Here is a 19,665-nt window from a genome sequence, read left to right as displayed (position 1 = left end):
TCTCCTTTAGAACTTACATCTTTCGAAATACAAAGCGAGGAAATTCACTATGCCACGCTATGAAAAAAGACAATATTCTATCACTGACCTTGAACGTGTCATCGCCATAAATAATGAAAGGCTGAATCGAGAACCAGACGACTTTACTGCGAGTTGGCTTCTTGAAGGTAATATTGGGTCTGACGCCTGGAAAACATCTAATGGCGATAAACATGTCCTAACTGAAGAAGGTTGGAAGCACACAAAGAATGTTAATTTTAATGTACGGCTTCCCGATGATTCTCTACTTACAGATTCACAAAACACCATAATGTTACACGCGATTCAAAAAACCCTTTTTTATATCAGGTCAGGCTCTTTTGGAATTTACCCTGGGCCCGCCGCCTGGGGTGATCACATCCAACCAATTTTTAACTTAGCTTCATACATGTATCTAGACAAAGAACGATTCATGCCTGATAAATTTGGGTTCAATCTCCTGAACGAAGACGCTTTGAAGCACTTAGTAACCAAACTTGCTCAAGGCGGATGGGAAAACGCCCTTGAAATTATACCTAGGACTTTGGACAAACTTCACATTAAAGCACTTGGACAAAAGGCGCCAGATGCGTTGCACAAACGAGCGTTCAATCTCCCAGAAAATGTGCGCTCCAAAATTCTGGACGCGCTATTTAGTGATCGTGGTTTTATCAAATACCAAACGGATACAAGGGGAAAAAGCCCCGAGAGAATCCCCACAAATTATATTAAACACATTATAGGAAAGCCCGGAATCAACCCAAAACACTCAAAGCTAGTAGTGTTTCTTGCGCAATTTAACAATGAAACAACCAGTGAAAAAACCATCAATGATTATTTGCGCACAACGCAGCACCCCAGGACAACCACAAGACTGTTAGACCACGAACCTAGCCACCCACTTACAGAAGCAACTCTAACGAAAATCATCTACAATTTAAATAATTTTTTTAAGGGAAAGCATCACCCATCAACAACCATCCCAAATATCAACTACAATCCTCAAGAGCTAAGATTGTTGGCGAGCCAATATATAAATTCATCGCAACACAAGCAGCTCATCCCATTGCGATTCGGTTTGAAAATCCTTAGAAAGTCGACTGAATTCGTAATAGTTTATGGCGACGCTTTAATTGACTGCTGCCTTGAATACATAAGACACCTGCACAACGAAAACCCTAATAAAAGGCTAGCAACCCGGATGCATTTAGCCAACTTAGAGCTACCAAAAATACTTGAAAAATACATGACCTTAGAGTGCCCTGGACTGCCGAGCAACAACATTGGCGACGCACTTAAAATACGATGCGCAAAGAAAAACTTGCAGGATTTAGACCCTGAAAATTTAACCCTAAACCAGGCCTTAGGACTACTGATATGCGCTCAAAGCAATATTATTTGCATGCTAAAACCTCTTAGAATTAGCGAACTCATTAGCTTGCGCCGAGATTGCGCGATGTACGACACGTTGTTAGGAGGGGCATGGATGGAGTCAACAGTTGGCAAAACTGGACTTGAAGGGATAAATATGGAATTTGCGCGCCCCATACCGAAGCTTACTCTCAAAGCTATATCCCAACTTCAATATCTTGGAATGAATCTTGCCGAACTATTTGAGGACACCTCGCCACACGCCACCGATGATTTATTCTATATCCCGTCTATGGGGACTTTCAAAAAAAGCTACAGATCCGCATTAAAAATTAAACTTAGTTTGTACACGGGGCTTTTTCACGATTATATAGACTCACCCATAGACGAGCATGGGCGTCGTTTCTACCCGGGGCCACATGAGTTTCGAAAATTTTTTATATTGATGATGTACTGGCACGAACAAAACATAGGTTTTAGCTGCGCCGCCTGGATGGCAGGCCACCGTTTGACCGAACACACCCAGGCCTACACTGACGCGTCGGTTAGTGCAGAAGAAATTAGTCTGTGGGAAGCGGAGTGCATTGAAGATAAAATAATCGAACTTGAGGCCGGCAGGTCTAACAGACAAGACGTCGACGGGTTAGTAGCCCTGTACAACGCAGTGAAGGCACGTTTTGGCGTAGGCCGTGTTGAAGGCTTGCAGAGAAAAGCTTACATTGAATTTCTGCAAGACTTACGCGCAGAGGGAACAATAACAATCAAACCCTATTTTATTTTTGCGCCTGGTTGTATGGAGCCAGACGGTATTGACTTGGCATTTAAATATGAGGACAAGCAGGATGAGCAATTCTAGTATCAAAAACGCCGAAAACCGGTTCATCTGGCTTGAGCAGTTGCTAAACTCTCAAATTACTCTCACACCAGACCTAATACCCTACCTTAAAGACTTGCGCACATTTTGCTCTTTAAAAATTCCTGGTTTTTTTACCAAAATATCTTACAACACGCTTCAAAAAGCAACCTTAGACCCCAAGGCTTCTTACCCAACAAATGCCAATGCACGTGACCGCTGGGAACTAATGAAAACGAGGCGCGAACAGGCATACCAACTCTTACAAAAAACCTTTCAGCCAGCCCCCCCCCCACAGAATTCAAAGTCTGACGACAGGGACTCTAAAGCAGAAATCAAAGAGTGCCTCTGGCACGCCACTCAATGCTCCCAAGCCTACTTAGAATTATATAGAGCTTTAAAAATATTCGTAGATCAACCGGCCAACGCATCAACTGAGATTGACCGCATCACATTGAAAAACATACTAGACAAAAGCCGTATAACTTACTTAAATATAATATCTTCAGAGCCTAGCCCAGAACCTGGAAACCTAAGGGTAATCGAAGGTGGCAAAGATGCCTAAATCACTTTTTATAGAGTATCTCAATGTAGACATCCCTGACTATGTAGACTACCGAAGAGAACGCTCGCACCTCAAACATAAAAAGTCAATATCATTGATGCGCTGGCCAAATGGCAAACCTTGTTCCTTAGTAAATTTCTGGATAATGGAACTAGCATCTAAGTCCACTGGGCAGTCGCTCAGGCAGTATTGTTCAAACCTGACTCACCACATAAAATATTGCTATAGAAATCGAATAAACCTCACAGAAACAACTGACTTCGACCTTCACGAACTTGCTTCGGAGCTTGTCAGCGCTCGAGATCCCCGAAACCCAGATAGGTACTTAAGAGATAATAATACCATCAGAGCTATAATGATTACAGTCATCGAATTTCTTCGATGGCTGGAAGTCAACCTACGAGGCCCGCTTGATCAATGCCTTATAGGCCCTGCAGACAGGAATCCAAAAGTCACAATCGAAAAATTGGTTAACCCGATGACCGGGCGCGCTTACTATCAACACCCCTCTATACCTATCGACGCGAGCGAGCAAAATGACAAGCGCGCCATGCCTGACAACTTTATTGACGCAATCGAAAACGAGATATCTAGTTTATTAATATCCGCTACTGCTCAAGATGGACTCCCACAAGCTCGATTCGTATCTCAAGGCCTTTTCAAAGCGCAACAAGAATATCTCTATTCCCGGAGGTTTTTTATGAACTGGATCATGAAAAATACCGGCCTGAGGCCTGGCGAACTTGTATCCATACCGCTTACTCCCCTCCTGAATATTTATAAAACTCGAGACCTCCAGATCCCTACATTAAAAAGACGAATGGAACCCCCACCCATTAGGCACTTTCGTTTAAACCTCACTGGCTGTGGTCAGGTCTCTCGATACCTCACAGCGCGCACAGTTTTCTTACAGAGTTTAATCGACAACAAAATAGATCCTCTGCATCAGGACGCTCTTTTTCTGACCCAACAAGGGACGCCATTGTCCGCGGCCTCATTGGCCAAAGATTTTTCCCGCTTGGCCATCAATGCTGGATTAGGAGATGAGCGAATTTGTCTTTCCATGTACCGACATCGTTTTATCACAACTGAAATTTTGATCCACCTTCGTGACCTTCTTGATACAGATAAGCCCAATAGGGAAATCCTCTCAGAACCCCTGACAAGGACAATATGTGAAAGGATACGTAAAAAGATTGGGCATGGATCCCCCTCATCAATGTGGCACTACTTTGATGCAGCTTTCGATCTTTTGGACTTCTGGGGATCAATCGACGCTGCTCTTGATCACCTTTCAGAACTGGACGACGTCAAAGACCAGCTAAGACGGTTGAACTACTTGATGCAGAGGGATGGTGCCACCGACGAGCAGAAGAGCATGGTAACATCTCTACAAGAACAGATTGATGCCATGCGGGCTAAACGCAGCCTCAAACAATGAAAGCTGCAAAGTATGCTCAGACACCGGCCTATGCAGCCAGTGCCTGAGCAGTTGTACAAGCGACAACTATCCAAATTACGAAATTTAAGACGCCAGTAGTGCTCTCATATTCTCCTATAAGCTCTGCGGCGTATCTGAGGTTTTTCTGAGGCGAGTAAGGATCTGGTTAAGCATGACTGCTGCTCCCTCGCAACCAAGCTCTACCGCGTATTCGAGGTTTTGCACCAGACTGATTGGTTGGCAAATCGTAGCTGTGTTTGTCAACAAAAGCTTAGCTAAGGCGACGCTGGCAGGGGGGTAGTTCATACGGGCAGCTTGCTGGTAATGAGCGTATGCGATCTCTGCGCTATTGGGGGCCTCGCCAACGCCCCACTCCGCGAGTTGCCCCAACTGATAATGACAAGCGCTGCAGCCCATTTCTGTACCTCGGTGATATACCACAGCAGCCTCTTCGACACGCTTCTCTTTAAGTAGGTGGTCGCCGAGAAACGCGTACAGTGCGATATTCCCTTCATCTTCAGCCACTCGAAGAGCGTCCATTTCCTTACCGCTGTTGCGCAGTGGTGGAAACCGGTCACCGATCAGTTGGAGCTCAGCGATCACTAACAACGCATTCAGTGACCCCTTGGCATAGAGAGCTAAGAGCGACTGATACATTTCGTCGTAGACTCCGCGTAGTGAAATGGCCGGCTGCCCTTTATCCAGCAGCTCTTCAAACACAGGGATCCTTTCACGAATCGCACCGAGGCGCGTGCTCAGGTCATGTAGCGCGGCGCATCGCAAGGAGGCCCAGGTTTCGCCGTAATAAGACTGGCAATACTCAGCTAATATTTGGCGGTCAGTGCTGATCTCTTCCGCCATACGCCCATCTGGCAGGTTAAGCCTATTTTCAACAGGTGTTTCGATCAGCGAAGGGTGAAATTTTCGGGGGGAAACAGGTGGAAGGTCTGGTTTCATCTCAGGCTCCAGACAATAGAAAACGAACTCCCCGCCGAACGGGGCAATGGTTTGTCTATGGTCTGGCCACATCACTACTGACGGCACGATGTCAGCGTACATCACCAAACAAGCGTAGACGCTTGATGACGTGAGTCAAGGAAAGAAGAGTTAAAGTCTGCCTGATGAGCACCTCGCTTCTCCCTGAGCCTAGCCCGAGCTACAAGATTACCAGGTCTGTAGATCTCTACGAATGATCGCTTGTCGCTAGACCATGCGGGCATAGCCCAGGGTGTTCATAGGATCTAAGTTTCCTGGGAGTTAGAATCTAGCTTCAGCAAACCTCTCACACTTAGCTTGCAGCTCTGCCGCTTCTGGAAAGACTTTGGATACACCGAAAAAATGATGCGCCGCCTCCGAAAATTTCCCCTGGCTCATATACAGATGTGCCAATTCCAGTTTGGCCTTAGCTGCCAACCCGGGCGAAGCATACTCAGACCCGCAGACACGCAGATACCATCTCTCGGCTTCTCTTAGATCTACCTGCACATCGAGCACACCAAACTCATTACCGGCCAGCAGCCTCGCCAGCTTCATCTGTGCATCAACGTCACCATACGCTGCGGCACAACGATAGAGGGAGATCACCTTACGCTTGGTTCCATTAGAGCTGTTCGTGTGCAGATACAACCCCGCCAGCGCCATCTCAGCCCCATCACACCTCATCTCAACGCGCTCCTTAAGCACGGTTTCCAGGCGTGTTGGCTGAAGAGGCTGTAAAGGACTCCGTAGCCACAGTGTCGCCATCGCAACATCAGCTGGCGGATAGTTTTGTTCAGCTGCTTGGAGATAGAAATCGAATGCAGCGGAGTCACTCTGAGCGAGCCCTCCGACGCCTCGTTCGGTGAACTGCCCCAGCTGATACAGGCAGGCGCTGCAACCTTTCTGAGCTCCCTGTTGATACATCGTAGCCGCTTCATCAGCCCTTCCCTCCTCTAAGAGGTAATCGCCCAGAGAACAATAGGCTGCGATATACCCGAGATCAGCGGCCATCAGAAAGGCCTCATCACCAGCCCTCGGATTGGCCAGCGGAGGAAACTTGCTTCCGATCCTAAGACTGAGGTGTCCCATCAGCACTAACGCTTTGAGTGATCCATCGCTGTGCGCTTTTTCCAAGGCCTCCCAGATGTCGTCATATGCTTGGATGAGCGTCTCGGGTGGCTGACCTTTTCGTAGCAGCACTTCCAGCGGAGCCATTCGGTCAGTGATTTCAATGAGCCGGGAAGACAGCTCTACCTCGGCGTCGCACCGCACACGCAGCCAACTCTTGCCAAATGCGGCCAGGCAGTATTCATCCAGCTTCTCAGGGTCTGAGGCTACCTGCTCTACCATGCAGCCATTAGGCAGTTTGAGCCGATTTTCTTGGAAGGAGTCAAGAATAATGGGATGGAAATCAAGGGGGGATACTGGTGGAAAGTCTGGCTTCATGTCGAACTCCAGACAATAGAAAATGATCTCCCCGCCGACCGGGGCAATGGTTTGTCTGTTGTCTCGCCCCTGCTCAATGGGCGGGATGATACCCACCACATGGCATCACGTTAAGCTTAGAAGCTGGTTTTGGTTCGTCCAGGTTGTGTTTGAGGGTTGATTTGGCGCCCTGAGCACAACCTGTGGTGGCGGACACTTAACCGCTCCGCTAGCCGACTCTTCGAGCCGGAAGAGACGACAGGCTCAAGGTCACGGCTTTAGCTCTGATGGATACTCAGGATTTGAACCGCTCGAATGATTGGATTGAAAGGAATGCCTAGCTTGGACGAGGATTTGAGGCGCGTAACCCATGTGCATTACGTCACAGGGAATGCCGCAGTCAATTTCCACTGGCCTGGAAAGGCTACGGGTGGATGGCATCGTTTGTCCTACTGGGATAGCTCAGTCGGCAGGGTCAGAGTTGCGCTGGCCGGGATTCACTACCCTGACACCACTCGATATTTCGCCGAAGTAGGCATCGTCAACGCCAGCCGAGAACTTGAGCGCCAAGGCTGGCTGATCGAGGGTGATATCTTCATGGCTAACCATTACCGAGCAACCGCAGATATGGTCGTCACCTGGGCATTGGGATCCTCTAAGCACTGCAACGTAGACCTTGCGGACTGGTTTCCGGAGGATGCAGAAAGCCAACAGGTCATTGACCTCCTCGCCAGCGCCCTGCCAAAGCTAGATCAATTGCCTCGAAAGCGGCTCAGCCAATGGCTGGAATGTCAGCAGCAGTAACCTTGCTGGCAGCCCCCATCTAATGCATCGACCTAACGTAGCTAATTGTCCTGGATCCGAGCCTAGTCGACCCAAAGAGCGTCCTACCACTGCTGAAATGCTAAGCGACTAAACCAAACCGCAACACACTCGGATCGGTCTAGAAGCGGTTGCGAATTGATCGACGGTCAAAGAGCAAGCGTAGCGGTCGAGATGAGAACGAATCCTGATACCTCGGCGACACGATTGATCCCTTGCACGAAAGGTCATGCTGAACGGGCACTGGTTACTGGCAAGCGTCAAACCATAGCGGCTCGTCTCGGTTTTTTCTACGAGTTAGGAAATCACCATCCATCTTGACAGCGGTGTAACACCATACTAGGGTTTTTGTGCGGTGTGCCTGCATCGTGCGGTCGGCTCGCAGAGGTACAACATCCACCAGGCAGCATTGTCTCCCTTCATGCACGCATTTCGACAATAGTCAGCGGGCAGCCGACACCCTGACGCTATTGGAGATTTGCCATGCGCGTGCCCGTCCTCCCAAGTGATCTTGCCCCTAAATCCGGCCTTAAACGGCTTGAAAAAGCACTGCAGAAAAGATGGTGTGGCGCCAGACCGATAACACTGTCAGGAGCTCGTGAAATCCTTTCCAAAGGGTTGGGATACCGCGACTATCGAGATCTTTATGAAACTTCTAAAATAGCGCGCATTGGTACGACGACACCTCTAGAATCTGAAGTGCGCAGCCAGATTCTCTCAGCGATCAAAGTGGCCTTGAAGCCTCAAGAATGGATTGCTACCGATCTTGTCGCATGGGAAAAACTTGTTACATCGCTTCCCGTAAATTCTCTCTCAGCCTTTACGGCATCACTCCATATTCGAACGCACGACAGGCATATAAGCTCATTTGGAAGTTCTGCAGCTCATTTGGATACGGCCGGAGACTTTAAAACGCATCGAATTATTTGCGAACAACTTGAACGGATTAGTAGATACGTTGCAGCTTCAGGCGACCTGAGAGATGCGGCATTACTGGCCTGTCTTGTGAACGGAATTAGACCATACGAATTGTTGTCAGCCAAGATTGATCAGAATTCCACTTTCACCTGCAGAGCACTAATTGATATTAATTTATCAAAAAAATTAAAACACGCCGATACGAGAGGTATTTGCACAACAGAATTCAGCGCAATCGAAGTTTATATTAAAGCAATGAATCTCTCTCAGGGAGATTACCTTTTTCCCGCAGCTGTCAATTCAGGGGCCTGTATGACCTCTAATCAGCTTTCGAGGATATGCGAATCTTGGGCGGTAAAGGCTGGAATTGAGGGTAGTACCAGCATGCTGTCAAGAATTCGAACTCTAGCGATTTATAAGCGATTTCTAGAGTTTAAAATGCAGAGTGGGACGTCTGTAGATTATATAAACTGGAGGCTGGGGCACATGCATGCTGACGCCTTAGGATCTTACTCAAACAAACGCACTTAAAGTGTGGATCTGGCTCGACCCGCCTCTCTCTAGAACATAGCTTCTAGCCGCGGGTCAGTCCTCATCATCGCTATATTTGGCATCCGTGATGCAATACGAACCGGCGCCAAGCCGCCCTGCATAAAAGGGATGCTCATCAGGGCTCTGTGAATTTAGGACGCTGAAATAGCATGCCGTAACCCCGATTTCATCTTCCAACTGCAATGCCAACGCTCGAGCGATTTGTTGACGCTCCCTCAAATCTCGGCCAGGATCCAGTTCATCCAATGAAGCCAAATAACGCCCCAGCTTGTTCACTTTGACACGGCCGACCGCCACTAAGGCCCTGACATAGGGGTGCGTGTTGTCTTGGAATGAAAGCCAGCATCCTCCATTTTCACGGATTTCATTCCGAGGGGTTGACGATTCAAGGTTAGCGAGCCGGGAGGAGAAATCTCTTAGTGCCTCCGCTGCTACAGTCGCCGCCACGGTCATGCATGATTTGTAGTCGAAGGTAGCTCTGGACAGCGCGCCACCTATCTCTTCATCTGAAAGACCATAGAGACACTCAGGGAGTTGGTCACATACCAGGACATACTCGAAATGAGCCTCCGAAACGATCCCTTGGTCAATCAAGCAGATCAGGTCGTACTGAACCTCGCGGGCGGCTGCGACGTCAGGTACCACCACTCCTATGCCTGACATGCTCTTTTCGGTAATGTCTAGGCCCGGAATCGCCGCGCAGCTAAGTCCTTTAGCAACGATCCTAGTCGTTGCACGGCGATAGTCTTTGAGGTACGGCCACCGCCACTCCGAGGGCTGATTGGCCGAGTTTTCCGCAAGCACAACGAGCCTGAATTGGTTGTCTACAATATCCTGCTCGGGTAGTACGGAGCCATCATGTAAGTAGGTGCGCCCCTGCATCAAGTATGCGACATGCTGTGCACCGGCACTCTCGGCAATGCTCGTTGGAATTGTTATCGCATACCGAGTAGCAGCCAAATTCACGTCTTTCCCTCCGTCTCGGACAGCAATCAAATCCGAGGCACTGAATTTGGAAAAACAGACAGCCGGCTTTGACCCTTGGATAGTCCTCTCACCTTCGCGAACTCCATAGGTTGCCCAGATATGATGGAAGCGAAGCGCGACTCTCTGAAGAAATCGAGCAGGCCAACAGTCGTCTTCCACCCAACAATTCGATGAGAAGGCTTCCGGTACGAACTCGGGGCATGAACTACTGCAAAGATCAACGTCGCGAAAATAGTGGACGACCCTTGGGACTAAGTGAGGTTCGAGCACTTTATGCACCATCGTAGCCTCCGACATTCCGTGGGTTACCGCACCCACTTCCCGGATTAATCACCTGAGGCAATGGGGGGAACTTTATCAAAGATTGCCCTCAAGCTAGACCCAATTCACATAATTATCAACAGCGACCAGAAAAAAATATCACCCCAAAAACAATTAGCTTATATTGACAGCACTAAGATAGACCATAAACTCCATTAAGCAGCTTTCAACTTTTTCTTACAGAATACGCACCAACTCAATGCCAAATTACTTGTCAGCACAAACAACAAAACCAGAAACGCAAAGCAAGATAAGACTATATTTAGTCTGAGCTTAGATCAGGCGACCAAGCTACTATGCAGAAGGTATCGAGCATTAGACCGTCACCTAAAGCGACTTAAACGGTTGAAGTACCTAACAGCTAGCTAGCCAAATGTGGTTGAATTGATAGGTACCAAGCAGCGTAAGGCGTGTTGATCGCCTTGTGACGGTTGTAGTCCGGACTACCATCATCCCACCAAACCGGGCCCCTCTCCCCTAGCACCACCTTGGCCTTATGTACTGACGCTCGAGCCGCACGCAGCTGGTCTTCGTCGTTCGATGCTTTCGCTTCCTTCACGGCTAGCCGAGCCTCCATCAGATCGTGCACCCAATGCTGACGCTCCTCATCAGGCAGCGCGGGATTGCTGCGGCGCCAGAGCTGACCTTTGACTACGAAGTAGCGACCGTCTGGCGTGGTTGGATGCATAGCGTAGATCCCGTGGGTTGATACATTTGGGACACTGAATACGACTCAATGGCTGCATCAGACACTTAGGCGAGTCGCGGCATAGCTTGCGTCAATCGAAGACGCGCTGTAAGCCCTCCGGCTCAATGACCGCTGAATCAGTCTTTACAAGCCCAATGGAGTACATTTGTACTCCATCGTTATTCCGGTCACTTCGCCTAGCCCAACTTTCGCTCCAAACGGCTTGATTCCTGTACCACCTTTTGCACGGGGTAGTATCTTCGACTTGATAACCGACAGGCCTGGGCTGTTTATGATTCAACATGACCATCACGACGTACCACCAAGCACCCTGACGGCTCGAGAAGTCTGCCAGGTGCTGCGAGAGGTGGTGCTAGGACGACGGACGATGACCAAGGTGGGCAGCCAGTCCTGGGCGCAGCTGTACGCCTGTCATTTCGAAGTCGATGTAGAAGGGTGGCAGATCACGATCTACAACGACTGTGATGAGCTGGACTACTGCGAGCGGTGCGTGAGTCCGGAGGGGAACTGCTGGGATTTCAATCCAGGTGATCGGACAGATCCGATTGCTCTGCTATCGACGTGGGAACTTCAGACCCTGGAGCGGATGTTGAAAGCCCTGTAGGCCGATCAGGGCGTGTCCTGTCAGGCCCGGCTGTCGTGAATCGAGCCATAGTCGTACGCCGACGTCTCGCCCCATCGGGCGTCCATCCGTCACGCCGGCGCGCTCCGCTTGCGAAAACGGCTACGTTTTAGCGATTAGATGATGACCTGGCCGTTTACAGCCATGACCGACCTGAACTCGAGGTCGCCCAGCAATACCCCCGGCGCTCGTTGGAGTATCCCCGATTGCGAGAAATAGCCTCACGGCTGGCCGACCATTCGCCACATCGGTCGGACTGCCGACGCTCACTGCTGGATCTGCCAATCCTCCAAGCGCTCGCACATGTCGATGACTACCACTTTCTCAGCGGTGCTGGCGTCAGCACCCTTTGACAGCACAAAGTCGTCCAACTGGTCATACGCAAACACTAGCCCTTCGCAAATCAAATCCTCATAGCACGCCATAACGTCCTCAAGACCTGAGTCGCTGCGAGACATCACAACTTTCATTTCAGGATCGAAGGCTTGCAGTAACTGAATCAACTCACCGACCTTCATGCTCTTACCTCACTCCACGACGATCACTAAATGCAACTGTTCACGCCCTCCTCTTCCTGCTCAGGCTTGCAGGCCTCACGACGCTGCAGCCGGCCTCTGCCCAAAGGTTCGACAGATATGATCGAGCGCCTCTTGGTATGTGCGCGACACCAAACCTCAGCTGATGACCGAGCCATCAATGGCCATGATGGATCGGAACGCCACGCCATGAGCCTCGAATTCCAGCTTTGACCATTCAGACCTATAGTCGAGAGAATCATGATGATGGCCATGCACGACCATTTTAACCCCCATGGCTTGAGCGAGCTCATCGATCTCTGAGTAGCCGTAGGGATGACAGCTAGGGGCCTCATGACAGACCAAAATATCCGCCTTCTCCATGGCGAGCGAGAAGTAATCATCTGGGTAGATTGCTGACAGCGCGTGCTGCCTCTTCGTCGCGAGTATGTCTGCCTGCTGTGGCCGGAGCGCTAGATGCTCGAGGAAGTCTCCGTAATTCTGAATGCCGGTATCAGGGCTACCTGGTAGCCAGACTTGCGACTCGAAGGTGCCCCCCAACCCTGCTATTCGATGGCCAGCAATCTCCACTACACGGCCATGCAGGCTGCGCTTAGAGAGGCCGCAGCCATGGAGGTTATGCCAATAGGCTGGACGATCCGTGTCATGGTTGCCGTGAATGAACCAGACCTCTGTCTGCCCTAAGATCGGGCGAAGGATCATGTCCAAGGGCAAACCGCATTCAAGGTCGCCCAGGAATACCACTGCCTCGGGACGGTGAAGCTTCACCAACCTGATGACATGATCAAAGCGCCCATGTACGTCACCCAAAAACCAGATCACTCTTTTCCCCCACGCACTCCAAGATCTCCACGGTGTAATCGACTTGATAAATTCGGTGATTTGCCTCCAGTAGAGGAGTAGCAAACGCACCAGAGGCATAGGGGTAGTGATTGCCCTCTAGCAGTTGTAGTCCACGTGCTGACGTTCCTGTTCAGATAGCGTGGGCGTACCCAGTCGGAGCCGGCTGTGGTGAACCCAAGTCTCCGGCGTGCGCCGCAATCTCGGCCCTGCAGACATCCATCCATCACTCCTAAGCGCTCCGCTTGTTGCGAAATCTAGTACGTAACGATCAGATGCCAGCTTTACTAACTGAGGCTGTGATACAAGGTCTACTGCCAACCTTAACAGGACACGCTAATCATGAAAGAGCTACGGACAGCCGCTGAAGCCCTTGAACGCCTGAGCCACAACCAGGATGCCTTGCGCGCCGCCGTCGAAGAGTTAGCCAAATGGGTTGGTGACCGAGGAGCTGCAACGGTTGTGGACAACGTCAATGGAGCCCTTGCAACCCTGGACGACAACATCGATGCCGTACGATCAGGGATTGCAGAGCTAGTCGCCGCCAGCGTCAAACCGTAGTCAGTCCTACTCCAATGAATGATCAATGATTCTGTACAGGTTAGGGGCCAAGATGATAACTGGTGAAGTCCGGATGCAAGCGGTACCTGATCGCCTTCCGAACAAGCAGTGCTGGATGCTTTTCAAGGTAGCAAATCTCGATCGACTACAGGCACTTCAACGCGGCCTGCTTTACATGAACAGCGTCGACTATTTCGCGAAGCTTGAAGGTGAAGCCGGCGCTGCGCTTCGAAAGGACGAGCTGGAGAATGTTTATCTCAAACTCAGCTCCGGACTCAGAGATGGGGTTGTCAGCGAGCTCGTGCTCCAGGTCGAGGGTCAGGACGAAATGATTTTGAATCCTGAAACGGTGATGACCCTGAATCTGCCTCGACCTGAAACTGTCATGATCTACTGCCTTGGATCTGTTTCAGCCGCACATGATGGCAAAATTTGGGGACTCGAGAACGGAGAACTGCGATTCAGTGAACGATTTCGAGAGTTTGGTACCCATGTCCTTCGCATTACAAATCACGCAGAATTTTCTAGAAGGCTTTCACAAGCTATCGAGGCCCATCCCCATCTATACAATTCTCCTTTTTTTGAAGGAGGCTACGGTCAAGTCGATTACGTAGACTTCAGTAACTACAGCGGGCCCATAGGATTGTTCCGAAAACCGATTGAGTACGCCTGGCAACGAGAGTACCGACTGTGCTTCGGGGCAGAGCCTGAGGCTCTAAACGATCGTGGCGCGTTAGAGCTGAACATCGGCGATCTATCGGACATCACTCAGATTACAACGATCGAGAGCTTCACAGCGAACCCGATGACTGTTATTCCGAGAAAATACAGGATCGTCGATGGCAAGCCTCTGCAGGTCTGCGATTAGGTCAGTATCTCTTTCATAGATTTAACATAGCGCCCCGCCGTCTTGAGACTGGGCTCACGCGCAGGCGCATAAACAAGAGCTCGCTGGTAATTTCAGGCTTTTGAAAGAAGACTGATAGCACAGACTAAGACTCAGCGAGGAAATGCATTGCACCGCCATTGGTTTCATCTGGGTAAGTCTTGACCTTTGAAGATAGCTGCATTTCAGACTCAAATTGCAAACCAACAAATACCTATGAACACATGAGAAACAGACCATTGGAAATATTGACCCTCGAAAAAATCGAAAAAATCGCAATCCAGTTCAACCTAGCATTTGGAACTTCAACTGTAGTCTCAGCACCTAAAACAAGGTCATACAAGCTGGCATTCATCTCATTTACCCTGACCATTTTTTTCTTGGCCATTTCAGCCATTAACCATGATGCGTCACCATTCTTCGTGCTTCTTTCTAGCCTCGCCGCCGCCGTCTTTGAAGTGATTGGCATTTATCTTTTTGCTTCGAAGTATGATCAAGAATACCGGCAGTTCATGCTAAGAAAATGTGGTGTGCTCAGCAATGAAAGCAGGTTCTCATACAAAAATCTCGAAGTCTACAAGACATTATGGCTCAAAAAGCACTTTAAGGTTCCACAGGAATCATACCTAGAGATCATAGAAAACATTGACAAGACGATAATTCTTGGCAAGCGCTTCAAAGAAAACTCTTTAACTCTAGGCGAAAAGACTTTAGGTCATATTTTCAGCGGCCGCCTATTTTTAAGGCTTTTCACCTTAAGCTTCTTAAGCATAGCTCTAAACGTATCCTTTAAATTTATTGACCTAAGCGGGGAACTAAAAATGCAAATTTCGCCATACTTAAATAAACTACCAGCATACACAATAGCAGGCGGGGTTATTGCAATTTACACTGCTGCATTATTTGGGCTCTTGGCTTTGGCTTGGCGGGGAGGCCGAGATCTTTATCTTGAGCGGCGTAAAGGGAAGTGCTCTAAAAACTCAATGAACCTCTTCGTACAGACCCTTATCAAGAGAGCTACGCTACCAATTTACGATGCACGCGCGCTTGCCCGTGCCACTGACTAGATGGCTGCATAGATTCGAAATACGATGCTACAACCACTATCTATCATAGCTGAAGCCAACCCACTATCCTCGGTTAGATGAGCGAGGATTTAGGCTGCGTATGATTCTAGACGTCTGCGATGACACTTCCCCAAGCGCGATCACGGCCCGGGAAGTCTGCCAGGTGTTGCGAGAAGTGGTGCTCGGACGCCGGACAATGACCAAGGTCGGTAGCCAGTCCTGGGAGCAGCTGTACGCCTGTCATTTCGAAATCGATGTGGAGGGATGGCGGATCACGATCTACAACGACTGTGATGAGCTTGACTACTGCGAACGGTGCGTGAGCCCGGAGGGAAAATGCTGGAAGTTCGATCCCGGGCCGATCCGGTTGCTCTGCTGTCGACCTGGGAGCATCAGCCCCTGGAGCGTAAGTTGAAAGCTCTGTAGAGCGATGAGGGCACGCCCTACCAGGCCCGCTGTCGTGAATCGAGCCCTCGTCGTACGCCGAGGGCTCGCCCCTTCGGGTGTCCATCCCTCACGCCGGCGCGCTCCGCTTTTCTGCTGAACCTTTAAATTGTTCACAGCCCTCAATTACGTAGAATGCTCCACTGTGCAGTAAGTAGACTGGACAGTAACGCGTTTGAAAGCAGCACCACCATACTAAATCTTCTGGTATTTTTGGAAACCTGGTTTTGAAAGTTAAGCCATCAATTGTAACACCAATTATCTCTGAGCATTTCAGGGCAGTAGGTAAAGAGCTTGAGGTTGCATCGCAACGTCTCAATCATGCAAAACATAGCGACATTAAGGGCGGTGGTCGCGAGGCACTGGCATCTAAATTCTTGTCATCACATCTACCTAAAACTGTTGACTTCTTCACAGGGGAAATCATTGACCCTGAGCACAATAGATCCTCTCAGATTGACCTAATAATTTATGGAGGAAATACTCCTCGCTTGCCATTAGTAGACGCTTATCATCTAGCATTCATTGATGCCGTCATGGCTGCAGTCGAGGTAAAGTCCACACTCGACAGTGCTGAAGTAGGCAAATGCGTGAAGGCAAGCTACAGACTCAAGTCACTTGTGCGTGCCGAGGAAATTATTGGCAGGAATGATGTAGGCGAAGGAGATCGCGTCACTAGTCAATTAAAAAACGCAGTCAAATACTTCACGAACCTGGGATTGAAATTGGAGTATCGCGACGACCTTCGCAGCTCAAACCTAAAAAAAACGCCTTATATAGTATTTGCATACAAAGGCATGAAAGCGCAGTCAGTCATTTCATCCATGATCGAGCACGCCAAGTCAGAATGCCCTGAGCACACCCTTGCTAGTCATGGCCCAGACATGATAATCAACCTTGAGCAGGGATATTACATATTTAAGGATAATGATTTTTTATGGCCTCGCGGTCGACTAGGGAATGTAGCCGGATATGGCGTCTGGGAGATGGGGCCGGACGGACACAAAGGGGATGCACTCATCGGCCTGTATATGCTCCTTTCAAATCTATCGACAGCTTTTCAACTGAGACCTCCTTTAGTAAATCTGCCTGACTATTGCTTCTCAAAATAAGCAAATCACTAGTTAAAATACACTCAGCCCCTTCAACAAAACTTAATAATGGGGCTGAATCAATGCAATTAAGCAAGCAGAAAGATTTTTTCTGAGCTCCGCTTCATCAGCGCTTCTCAGCAGATCTCACGTATGACATCAGGCTCAGTGAACAGCCAAATAGCTCTGCTCAGGCCGCGCCTCTTCTCTGACTAATCATCTCCGCTCTACCATAAGGTCACATCAGCTCTCGGTGTTGGTAACAACAGGATAATGCTCAGCCTCGTATGCTTCGATCAGCAAAACCATGGCTTCGAAAGCCTTAGCCTGTTCAGTACCAGGTTCTGGCTCATTGTTGAAAAGTGGCGAGACCTCTCTGAGGGCTGCTCAGTACTCATCCTCGTTACGGATTTGGCGGATCGCCACAGTAGGGCCCTCTCCCTAATGAATCGGCTCACCTAGTGTGCCGGCCTTGTGCAGTTGATAGTCGATGACCGTCTGATACAGGTGGTCAGCCTCAAGACGTAGACGTTCAATTTCCGCAGCTGGCCGCGCTTCAGCTAGTGCTTCGTTGTGGTCTCGAATTGCCTCCAGCGCCTGCCTCAACAATGGCTCGCCGGCTTCAGCCATACCCAACAGTGTTCTCTTCACTTCTTGAGCCTCAGTGATGTGGCATCCTAGTGTTGGTGCTAAGTGTACTCATCTACCGAGGAATCCTTCACACCCAAGCTCAGATGGCGCTGAAAAATATCCGCAAAAAAATCCGCAAATTTTCGGCAGTTTCTTCGCTACAGCCCAGGCACACCAGGGCCTCCAGAGTTCTGAGAAATCCGCGAAATCCGGCAGTCGATATGGAGATAGGCATGACAATCACAGCAGTTATCTTCGACGCCTTCGGCACAACCCTCAGGATCACCTCCCCCTCGCATCCGTATCGCCAGTTACTGCGAGAGGGAGCAAAGCATGGTCGTCGCCCTACCTCTGGCGATGCCCACAAACTGATGACCCTCGATGCTGGGATTCGAGAAGCTGCTGACATCCTCGGCATCCAAGTTACACCGTCACGCATGGCTGAGATCGAGTCTGACCTTCAACGTGAAATCGAATCGATCGAGGTCATCCAGGATGCATTCGACGCAATCACCCTCCTCCGTGAGTACGGGATCGCCACCGCTATCTGCAGCAACCTAGCTGCTACCTATGGGCCGGTGGTGAAGAGGCTCCTGCCAGACCTCAATGCATACTCGTTCAGCTACGAGCTAGGAGTCACCAAGCCTGACCCTGCAATCTACCGCGCCGTGTGCCGTGATCTTGGAGTTGCACCTGGACACCTGTTCGGGAATTCAGCCCAGGTAGCCATGATCGGAGACTCGCCGCGCTGCGACCGTGATGGGCCTCGAGCTGTTGGCATCAAAGGCTTTCATATCGATCGGTCAGGTACCGGAGCCATCGGAAACCTCGTGCAGTTCGCAGAGCTGGTTGTCGCGCAGTCCACAGAGGGAAGTAAGTCGCCAGCCTCATGCAGGTGGGACACACCTAGGGAGCTGGGGCGATGAGCCAGCATTCATCTCCAAGTACGGGCGGCAACTACTGGGGAGCATCCCCCTCGCTGTTCATACCGCCTTACATCTTGGCAAGAGCCGAGAAGCTGGCAAGCAAGGCAGCGGAATTGAAAGGACTGATTGCGCCTCAACCCGCCAGGTGTCTAGCGAAGCTCTTTGAGGCGGCAGATGCGCCGCTGACTCAGGTGTGGGGTAGCACGGAACAGAGGGGATCTGCCCCACAGGACACTCTTGCGGATTCAGCAATCGATCCTCGCCGTCGTATCGTTGCGCTGCTGTCCCTTTACGATCAGTCGCTCATCAGCGAACCAATTGGGTACGGCGCCGCGTGGACAAACATTAGGCACAGCTTCGCGCTTCTTGGCCTCAATCCCCACTTGTGGCGGTTGCCCAGGGCAATCAGCCGCTGGAACCAGATGCACGCAGGTGAAGTCGAGCTGTTGGAATACAAGCTCACGACGTGTATTGAAGAAGTCGACCACATCCTTGATGCGTTCAACCGCAAAAATCTTCGCGAGCGAGTTCTCCAATCCTTTAGTAACAGCAAGCTCTTGATGGATGCTGGGGTTAGCGCAACCACAGGCCCGGCGGTATTGAACTTGCTGATCCTGGGTTCACAGCCCAGTAGCGAATTTCGGACTTTCACGGGCCTGCGGATTATAGAGGCCGAGAAAGAGCTAACGCGGCTGAAAGGCTTAGGCCTAGTAGAGGCATCTTCAAGGCGAGATGGGTGGGTTGAGCCAGGTCTGCCCCCATGGTTTGCTGAAGAGATTGGTGCAATCTAGCCCCACACAATCAGCCCGGCGACCCAGTGTCCGGCTCATTACTGCACCACGTATCCTCCAGAACGCTTTTGAACACATCCGCCAGCAATGGATGCTCACCTGCCGCTTGCAGCTCTTGCACGAGCCTCTTCAACGCTGCAGCCTCTTCTGAAGTCATTACTAAGTCGCAGTAGTGAAATTTCCTCATGGCTACCCGCAGCTGCGCTTTGTGGTCGTCCTGCATAACGAGTCCTCGTTAAGGTGCCATGGCTATCCGGCGTTTTTTTGCATGGAATGCCCAGCAGTTATGCAAAAACCGCCCGAAGGCGGTT

Annotated in this window: 20 protein-coding genes; 12 read left to right on the top strand and 8 right to left on the bottom strand. The window is 50.1% G+C overall.

Annotated features, from left to right (window positions below):
* The first annotated feature begins 49 nt into the window (after window positions 1–49).
* The 3 genes from N430_RS29245 (at window position 50) to N430_RS29235 (ending at window position 4,248) form a co-directional block, all read left to right on the top strand.
* Complete coding sequence (locus N430_RS29245; RefSeq protein WP_133248830.1) at window positions 50–2,245, top strand: hypothetical protein; 2,196 nt, start codon at window positions 50–52, stop codon at window positions 2,243–2,245.
* Window positions 2,232–2,807 (top strand): hypothetical protein, encoded by a 576-nt coding sequence (locus N430_RS29240; protein ID WP_133248829.1) that lies wholly within the window; start codon window positions 2,232–2,234, stop codon window positions 2,805–2,807. The genes N430_RS29245 and N430_RS29240 overlap by 14 nt, the downstream gene beginning before the upstream one ends.
* Window positions 2,808–3,162: 355 nt before the next feature.
* Complete coding sequence (locus N430_RS29235) at window positions 3,163–4,248, top strand: hypothetical protein (RefSeq protein WP_133248828.1); 1,086 nt, start codon at window positions 3,163–3,165, stop codon at window positions 4,246–4,248.
* A 114-nt stretch (window positions 4,249–4,362) separates the two neighbouring features.
* On the opposite strand, the gene N430_RS06145 is transcribed toward N430_RS29235, so the two are convergent.
* Both N430_RS06145 and N430_RS06140 read right to left on the bottom strand, forming a co-directional pair.
* Window positions 4,363–5,205, bottom strand: coding sequence for a hypothetical protein (locus tag N430_RS06145; protein ID WP_133248827.1), 843 nt, complete (start codon window positions 5,203–5,205; stop codon window positions 4,363–4,365).
* Window positions 5,206–5,505: 300 nt separating this feature from the next.
* Entirely contained in the window at window positions 5,506–6,672 is a 1,167-nt protein-coding gene (locus N430_RS06140; RefSeq protein WP_133248826.1) for a tetratricopeptide repeat protein, read from the bottom strand.
* Between the two features lie 312 nt (window positions 6,673–6,984).
* On the opposite strand from N430_RS06140, the gene N430_RS06135 reads away from it, so the two are divergent.
* On the top strand, window positions 6,985–7,455 hold the full coding sequence (locus tag N430_RS06135; protein WP_110634272.1) for a hypothetical protein: 471 nt from the start codon (window positions 6,985–6,987) through the stop codon (window positions 7,453–7,455).
* Between the two features lie 501 nt (window positions 7,456–7,956).
* On the top strand, window positions 7,957–8,922 hold the full coding sequence (locus tag N430_RS29230) for a hypothetical protein (protein ID WP_133248825.1): 966 nt from the start codon (window positions 7,957–7,959) through the stop codon (window positions 8,920–8,922).
* A gap of 54 nt (window positions 8,923–8,976) precedes the next feature.
* On the opposite strand, the gene N430_RS06130 is transcribed toward N430_RS29230, so the two are convergent.
* Window positions 8,977–9,909, bottom strand: a complete 933-nt coding sequence (locus N430_RS06130; RefSeq protein ID WP_256592094.1) for a DUF4427 domain-containing protein — start codon at window positions 9,907–9,909, stop codon at window positions 8,977–8,979.
* A 703-nt stretch (window positions 9,910–10,612) separates the two neighbouring features.
* Complete coding sequence (locus N430_RS29670) at window positions 10,613–10,939, bottom strand: hypothetical protein (RefSeq protein WP_110634275.1); 327 nt, start codon at window positions 10,937–10,939, stop codon at window positions 10,613–10,615.
* Window positions 10,940–11,327: 388 nt separating this feature from the next.
* Between N430_RS29670 and N430_RS06120 the strand changes: the two genes are divergently transcribed.
* Window positions 11,328–11,564 carry a hypothetical protein gene (locus tag N430_RS06120; protein ID WP_371922763.1) on the top strand — a complete coding sequence of 79 codons (237 nt, stop codon included), beginning with the start codon at window positions 11,328–11,330 and terminating at the stop codon, window positions 11,562–11,564.
* Between the two features lie 284 nt (window positions 11,565–11,848).
* Here the strand turns inward: N430_RS06120 and N430_RS06115 are convergent, their stop codons facing one another.
* Window positions 11,849–12,100, bottom strand: a complete 252-nt coding sequence (locus tag N430_RS06115) for a hypothetical protein (RefSeq protein WP_110634278.1) — start codon at window positions 12,098–12,100, stop codon at window positions 11,849–11,851.
* A gap of 156 nt (window positions 12,101–12,256) precedes the next feature.
* The gene (locus N430_RS06110; protein ID WP_110634642.1) at window positions 12,257–12,940 is read right to left on the bottom strand and encodes a metallophosphoesterase; all 684 of its coding nucleotides are present in this window, start codon (window positions 12,938–12,940) and stop codon (window positions 12,257–12,259) included.
* A 360-nt stretch (window positions 12,941–13,300) separates the two neighbouring features.
* Between N430_RS06110 and N430_RS06105 the strand changes: the two genes are divergently transcribed.
* From N430_RS06105 to N430_RS29225, 4 genes are all read left to right on the top strand, one after another.
* Window positions 13,301–13,519, top strand: coding sequence for a hypothetical protein (locus N430_RS06105; RefSeq protein ID WP_110634281.1), 219 nt, complete (start codon window positions 13,301–13,303; stop codon window positions 13,517–13,519).
* Between the two features lie 115 nt (window positions 13,520–13,634).
* Entirely contained in the window at window positions 13,635–14,387 is a 753-nt protein-coding gene (locus tag N430_RS06100) for a hypothetical protein (RefSeq protein ID WP_133248824.1), read from the top strand.
* 179 nt (window positions 14,388–14,566) lie between these two features.
* The gene (locus tag N430_RS06095) at window positions 14,567–15,472 is read left to right on the top strand and encodes a hypothetical protein (RefSeq protein WP_256592093.1); all 906 of its coding nucleotides are present in this window, start codon (window positions 14,567–14,569) and stop codon (window positions 15,470–15,472) included.
* 671 nt (window positions 15,473–16,143) lie between these two features.
* Complete coding sequence (locus N430_RS29225; protein WP_133248823.1) at window positions 16,144–17,028, top strand: DUF6602 domain-containing protein; 885 nt, start codon at window positions 16,144–16,146, stop codon at window positions 17,026–17,028.
* A 420-nt stretch (window positions 17,029–17,448) separates the two neighbouring features.
* On the opposite strand, the gene N430_RS06080 is transcribed toward N430_RS29225, so the two are convergent.
* Window positions 17,449–17,658, bottom strand: coding sequence for a hypothetical protein (locus N430_RS06080; protein WP_110634292.1), 210 nt, complete (start codon window positions 17,656–17,658; stop codon window positions 17,449–17,451).
* Window positions 17,659–17,870: 212 nt separating this feature from the next.
* Here N430_RS06080 and N430_RS06075 point away from each other — a divergent pair, with 212 nt between their 5' ends.
* Together N430_RS06075 and N430_RS06070 are read left to right on the top strand one after the other, a co-directional pair.
* On the top strand, window positions 17,871–18,563 hold the full coding sequence (locus N430_RS06075) for an HAD family hydrolase (RefSeq protein ID WP_110634295.1): 693 nt from the start codon (window positions 17,871–17,873) through the stop codon (window positions 18,561–18,563).
* Complete coding sequence (locus N430_RS06070) at window positions 18,560–19,354, top strand: hypothetical protein (RefSeq protein ID WP_110634298.1); 795 nt, start codon at window positions 18,560–18,562, stop codon at window positions 19,352–19,354. The genes N430_RS06075 and N430_RS06070 overlap by 4 nt, the downstream gene beginning before the upstream one ends.
* 10 nt (window positions 19,355–19,364) lie before the next feature.
* Here N430_RS06070 and N430_RS06065 read toward each other — a convergent pair whose 3' ends face one another.
* Window positions 19,365–19,577, bottom strand: a complete 213-nt coding sequence (locus tag N430_RS06065) for a hypothetical protein (RefSeq protein ID WP_110634301.1) — start codon at window positions 19,575–19,577, stop codon at window positions 19,365–19,367.
* Window positions 19,578–19,665: the final 88 nt, after the last annotated feature.

The sequence above is a fragment of the Pseudomonas sp. CC120222-01a genome, assembly GCF_003097235.1.
Lineage (GTDB): Bacteria > Pseudomonadota > Gammaproteobacteria > Pseudomonadales > Pseudomonadaceae > Aquipseudomonas.
This window is presented reverse-complemented; position numbering and strand designations above follow the sequence as displayed.

Coding starts and splice junctions, on each gene's coding strand:
- N430_RS06105 (WP_110634281.1), top strand. CDS start 13,301: ATGAAAGAGCTACGGACAGCCGCTGAAGCCCTTGAACGCCTGAGCCAC.
- N430_RS29230 (WP_133248825.1), top strand. CDS start 7,957: ATGCGCGTGCCCGTCCTCCCAAGTGATCTTGCCCCTAAATCCGGCCTT.
- N430_RS06120 (WP_371922763.1), top strand. CDS start 11,328: ATGACCAAGGTGGGCAGCCAGTCCTGGGCGCAGCTGTACGCCTGTCAT.
- N430_RS06115 (WP_110634278.1), bottom strand. CDS start 12,100: ATGAAGGTCGGTGAGTTGATTCAGTTACTGCAAGCCTTCGATCCTGAA.
- N430_RS06100 (WP_133248824.1), top strand. CDS start 13,635: ATGCTTTTCAAGGTAGCAAATCTCGATCGACTACAGGCACTTCAACGC.
- N430_RS06135 (WP_110634272.1), top strand. CDS start 6,985: ATGCCTAGCTTGGACGAGGATTTGAGGCGCGTAACCCATGTGCATTAC.
- N430_RS29670 (WP_110634275.1), bottom strand. CDS start 10,939: ATGCATCCAACCACGCCAGACGGTCGCTACTTCGTAGTCAAAGGTCAG.
- N430_RS06070 (WP_110634298.1), top strand. CDS start 18,560: ATGAGCCAGCATTCATCTCCAAGTACGGGCGGCAACTACTGGGGAGCA.
- N430_RS06145 (WP_133248827.1), bottom strand. CDS start 5,205: ATGAAACCAGACCTTCCACCTGTTTCCCCCCGAAAATTTCACCCTTCG.
- N430_RS06075 (WP_110634295.1), top strand. CDS start 17,871: ATGACAATCACAGCAGTTATCTTCGACGCCTTCGGCACAACCCTCAGG.
- N430_RS06140 (WP_133248826.1), bottom strand. CDS start 6,672: ATGAAGCCAGACTTTCCACCAGTATCCCCCCTTGATTTCCATCCCATT.
- N430_RS06065 (WP_110634301.1), bottom strand. CDS start 19,577: ATGCAGGACGACCACAAAGCGCAGCTGCGGGTAGCCATGAGGAAATTT.
- N430_RS29245 (WP_133248830.1), top strand. CDS start 50: ATGCCACGCTATGAAAAAAGACAATATTCTATCACTGACCTTGAACGT.
- N430_RS29240 (WP_133248829.1), top strand. CDS start 2,232: ATGAGCAATTCTAGTATCAAAAACGCCGAAAACCGGTTCATCTGGCTT.
- N430_RS29235 (WP_133248828.1), top strand. CDS start 3,163: ATGATTACAGTCATCGAATTTCTTCGATGGCTGGAAGTCAACCTACGA.